Source organism: Thioalkalivibrio sp., assembly GCF_007692535.1.
Lineage (GTDB): Bacteria > Pseudomonadota > Gammaproteobacteria > Ectothiorhodospirales > Ectothiorhodospiraceae > Thioalkalivibrio.
Genome location: NZ_REBW01000272.1, coordinates 1 through 4918 on the forward strand (window position 1 = coordinate 1; position 4918 = coordinate 4918).

1 protein-coding gene is annotated in these 4918 nt (G+C 61.1%); it reads left to right on the forward strand.

All coding sequences use genetic code 11. The annotated features are described in order from the left end of the window. Positions 1–62: 62 nt before the first annotated feature. The gene (locus EA346_RS14865) at positions 63–4805 is read left to right on the forward strand and encodes a RecQ family ATP-dependent DNA helicase (RefSeq protein WP_296759899.1); all 4743 of its coding nucleotides are present in this window, start codon (positions 63–65) and stop codon (positions 4803–4805) included. Positions 4806–4918 lie beyond the last annotated feature (113 nt).

The window sequence follows — 4918 nt, forward strand, 5'->3', positions numbered from 1 at the left end:
ACTACAAGCTCTGCACCACAACCCGCAATGACCCCGTGCGAGATGCGGAGCTCGCCTACGAGTTGTTTCTGGATCAACGCGAGGCTTTCCGTACTCGGGTCGATGAATATCCAGACGAGATGCTCTGCCTGCATTACCTGCTGGCCCCGGAAGATGGTAAGGGAGTGGCCAACCTGTTCGCGACGCTGCGGCGTGGCCTTAGGCCGTCCCTCCAGGAAGTACGGGCCGCCTGGCAACGGGCGACGGCGGGAAAGGTGTGCAGTACAGCCCAGAAACACGTTGTCGAAAGGCTTCTGCCGGATTCCGGATGGCGTAAGCCGCTGGCCTATGCGTTGGCGTGGCTCAGAGTCTCCGGCGGTAACTCGGTGCTGCCTCCCTGGGTGGGATTGAGCTACCCAGGCAGCCGGAAGGTGATCCAAGCGCTGCGCGACGTACCCTGTGGGGACCCGGATTGTGCCTGGTGCCGAGAAGAACACGATCTGCTGACGCTGTTGCCGCGTTACTTTCCGGGGATCGAGCGGTTTCGGTCGAGCCCTGCGACCGAAGATGGGCGATCCTTGCAGCAGGTCATCGTGGAGAACGGTTTCACGGGTCGTCCGACCCTTGCGATCCTTCCGACCGGTGGTGGGAAGTCTCTGTGCTTTCAGCTGCCTGCACTGGCCCGCTATTACCGCAACGGCAGCCTCACGGTTGTGATCTCCCCGCTTCAATCCCTGATGAAGGATCAGGTCGACAATCTCGAGGCAAGAGGGGTTTCCTGCGCAGGGTATCTCAACAGTTTATTGAACCCATTGGAGCGCCGGGTCATGCTGGACAAACTCAGGTTGGGCGACCTGGGCCTGATCTTTGTTGCGCCGGAGCAGTTTCGCAGTACTGCCTTCGCCAATGCGCTGATGCACCGCGAGGTGGGCACGTGGGTTTTCGATGAGGCGCATTGCCTGTCGAAATGGGGGCATGACTTCCGGCCCGACTATCTCCATGTCTCGCGTTTTATCAAAGCGAAACAGAAAGATAAGCCGTCGCCCGTGTTCGGCTTCACCGCTACGGCAAAACCCGATGTCGTCGCGGATATTCGGAATCACTTCGAAAAGGTGCTCGGTGTCACGCTCGAGGTGGCGGCTGGCGGGGTGAGCCGCGAAAACCTGGAATATGAAGTCAGAAAGGTACCGGCACAGGCGAAGTACCCAGAAGTGCTGCGGCTGTTGCAGGATGCGCTTCAGGAGGAAGGGGGTGCCATCGTCTTTTGCGCGCGTCAGAAAACCGTGGAGGAGGTCGCCGCATTCCTGCAGGAAGCGGGGCTCGACTGCGGTTATTTTCACGGCGGCATGTTGCCGACCGAAAAGCGCGTGGTTCAGGAGTCGTTCCTTTCCGGCACCCTGAGGGTGATCGCCGCAACCAATGCATTTGGCATGGGAGTCGACAAGCCGGACGTGCGCTTGGTGATCCATCTGGATACGCCGGGTTCACTCGAGAACTACCTGCAGGAAGCCGGACGCGCGGGCAGGGATCAGGACCCGGCCCGGTGCATCCTTCTCTATGACGATGTTGATCTCGACGTGCAGTTTCGTTTGCTGCGCAACTCGCGGCTGAGTCAGCACGACATCCACGCCATCCTAAAGGCGTTGCGAGCAATTGAGCGCAAAGATCGGAGCGAAGGTTCCGTCGTAGTGACGAGTGGCGAGATCCTGCTGGAAGTCCCGGAGAAGCATCGGATGGATCCGGATGCGTCGGATGCGGACACCAAGGTTCGGATTGCGGTGGCATGGCTGGAGGAAGCCAGACTCCTGGAACGCCAAGAGAATCATACCCGGGTGTTCCCGGGCAGCCTGCTGGTCGCAAATCTCAATGAAGCGGAGACCCTGCTGCGCAAGAAGCTCGGGCCAGCAACCGATATCGAACCGTATTTACGCATTTTGTCCCTGCTGATCCAGGCGCGGGATGATGAAGCGATCTCCACTGACGAGTTGATGCTGGCCTCCGGGCAAGACCCTCGGCGGCTGCGTGCAATGCTGCGCGAACTCGACAAGTTCAAGCTGCTTTCGAACGACACCGAGATTGGTGTGACGCTTTACCGTGACCCGGATACCCGTGAGCGGCTGGAGGATCTTCGGCGACTGGAAGATCTTCTGATTCGGAACCTGCGCGAGGAAGCCCCGGATGCCGATCAAGAGGGTTGGCAGATTCTCAATGTACGGCGCCTGTGCGACATCGTGCGCCGGGACAGCGGTGTGGACTTTCCGCCCGAGAAACTGACACGCCTCCTGAAGTCTTTTGCCGAGCCATTCGGTGAAGGGGCCGGGCAGCGAGGACTGTTCGCGTTGCGTCCTCGCGGGCAGGATCACCGCTCTATCAAGCTGTTGCGCAGTTGGCAGGAGATCGAAACGATTCGTGGGCGACGCATGCGGTTGTGCGAGGCATTGGTCGGGTTTTTTCTTGAGCAGAAACAGGGCAACAACCTGCTGGTGACGTGTAAGCAAGGTGATCTGGAAGCGGCTTTGAGTACGGACACCACCCTGCAGGACTTGGCTATCCAGAACTGGGATGTCGCGCTTCCGGCCAGCCTGATCTATCTCGACACGAACGAGGTTCTGCATCTGGCGCGGGGCAAGGCCGTTTTCCGTGCGGCGATGAGCATCGAACTGAATCCCGAAGCGCGGCGCCGAAAGTTCAGCAAGTCCGATTACACCGAGCTCGCGTTGCATTACAAGGACAAGATCGTCCAGGTCCACGTGATGGCCGAGTACGCACGGCTGGGGCTGGCCAAGATCCAGGCGGCGATGGGCTTCATCCTCGACTATTTCGCGCTGGACCGCGGTGAGTTCATAAGGCGTTATTTCGCGGGGCGCAAGGAAGTCCTGGAGATGGCGACCACCGAGGCGGCGCATCGCCGCATCCTGACTGAGCTTCGCAACCCGGAGCAGCAGGCCGTGGTTGCGGCACCCCTCGAGGGCAGTCATCTGGTGCTGGCTGGGCCGGGATCGGGAAAGACCCGAGTCATCGTGCACCGGGTCGCGTGGCTGCTGCGCGAAAGCATGGTGCTTCCGGAAGAGATCATGGTGCTTGCCTACAACCGCTCGGCCGCGGTGGAGGTTAGGCGGCGCCTGTGGGCGTTAGTGGGTGCAGATGCTGGGGGTGTTACGGTCCAGACCCTGCACGGGTTGGCGATGCGGCTGACCGGGACGAGTTATGCCGTGGCGGTAGAACGTGGAGAGACGATCCACTTCGACGCGGTGATCCGGGAGGCCACCCGGCGCCTGAAAGAGTCGGAGCAGGGCGATGATCTGGGCCCGTCGGTGGAGCGTGATCGTATCCTGGCGGGGCTGCGTTTTCTTCTCGTGGACGAGTACCAGGATATCAACGGCGATCACTACGATTTGATCAGTGCAGTGGCCGGGCGCACTCTGAAGAGCGAGGAGGATCAGCTTTCCCTGCTGGTGGTCGGTGACGACGATCAAAACATCTATGCCTTCAGCGGGGCCAGCGTACGCTTCATTCGCCAGTTCGAGACCGACTACCGGGCGCACCGTTTCCATCTGGTAGAGAACTACCGGTCAACGGGTCACATCATCGACTGCTCCAACCGAGTGATCGCACGCGCTCGTGAGCGCATGAAGCGCGATCAGGAGATCCGCATCGACCATGCGCGAAGGGACCTGGCACCCGGCGGCGAGTTCGCGGAGCTTGACCCTGTAGCAAGAGGGCGGGTCCACGTGCTTGAGGTGCCGCGTGATCTAGGTTTGGAGGTGCAGATGGCGTTGGCGGAGCTCACTCGCCTGAATGGGCTGCGCGCCGGTGGTCAGCTCGGTCAGTGGGGCCGGTTCGCGGTCATCGCCCGTCGTTGGGACGATCTGGAACCGATGGCGGCCCTTTGTCGGCTTCAAAATACACCCGTCCGGCTGTTGCGCGATGAGCACTTGCCTGATTTGCACGCCACCCGAGAAGGGGCGTGGTTGTTGTCGCTCCTCCGGGGGGAATGCAGACGCCTGGGGAACAGCCGAGTCTTACTCAAAGCGAAAACGTTGTCGCGCTGGTTCCAGATGCGATTTGGGCTTCCGATCGATGGTCTGGTTGCACACCCTTCTCGGGCCTCATTGGCGCGGTTCATTTTGGAAACCGAATCCGTGGCGCCAGACACTGAGCGGGTGGTCTCGGATTTGATCGAGTCCCTCTACGAGTACGGGTCCGGCGACGCAGCCACAGGCAACGACCTACCCAATGGCCCGATGGTGTTGATGACCGCTCACCGTGCCAAGGGGTTGGAATTCGATCACGTGCTGATCCTCGACGGCGGTGGCTGGTCGCAGGCCGGTGATGAGGAGCGGCGACTTTTCTACGTCGCAATGACGCGTGCCCGAAAGGCGCTCACGATCTGCGAACGCTCAGGTGGCGCGCACCCGTTTATGCACGACATGGAGGCCCTTGTTTTGCGCTCGAAGCCATCCGGATTTACCGCGGAACCCCGGTTGAGCCATCGAACCTGGGTCGCGAACCCCAGCCATATCGTGCTGTCATGGCCGGGTTATTTTGCTCCGAGCGCACCGATTCACCATGCGCTGGCGCGGCTGGATGTCGGAAGCCCCCTCCTGTTGCGCGCCCGATCCGATGGCAAGGTCGGATGGGAGATCGCGGACCCCCAGGGCGCCGCCGTGACTCGGCTTGCCCAGAAGTTCGCGCCACCTGAGGGTCGAATCATCGGTGTCCGAGTATCAGCCGTACTCGTGCGGGAGGCTCGGCAGGCCGATGGCGAGGGGCTACGTAGTCAACGCTGGGAACTGGTTTTGCCGGAGATCGAGTACTTGCCCTGAGAGTGCCCCGGGCCGCCGCGATTTGGAGGAAGGTCGGCCAAGCGGGTAGGATTTGGTAATCCCGCCACGGAAGGAGGGCCCCGGTGCATGACGCACGACCAGAACTTCAAGAA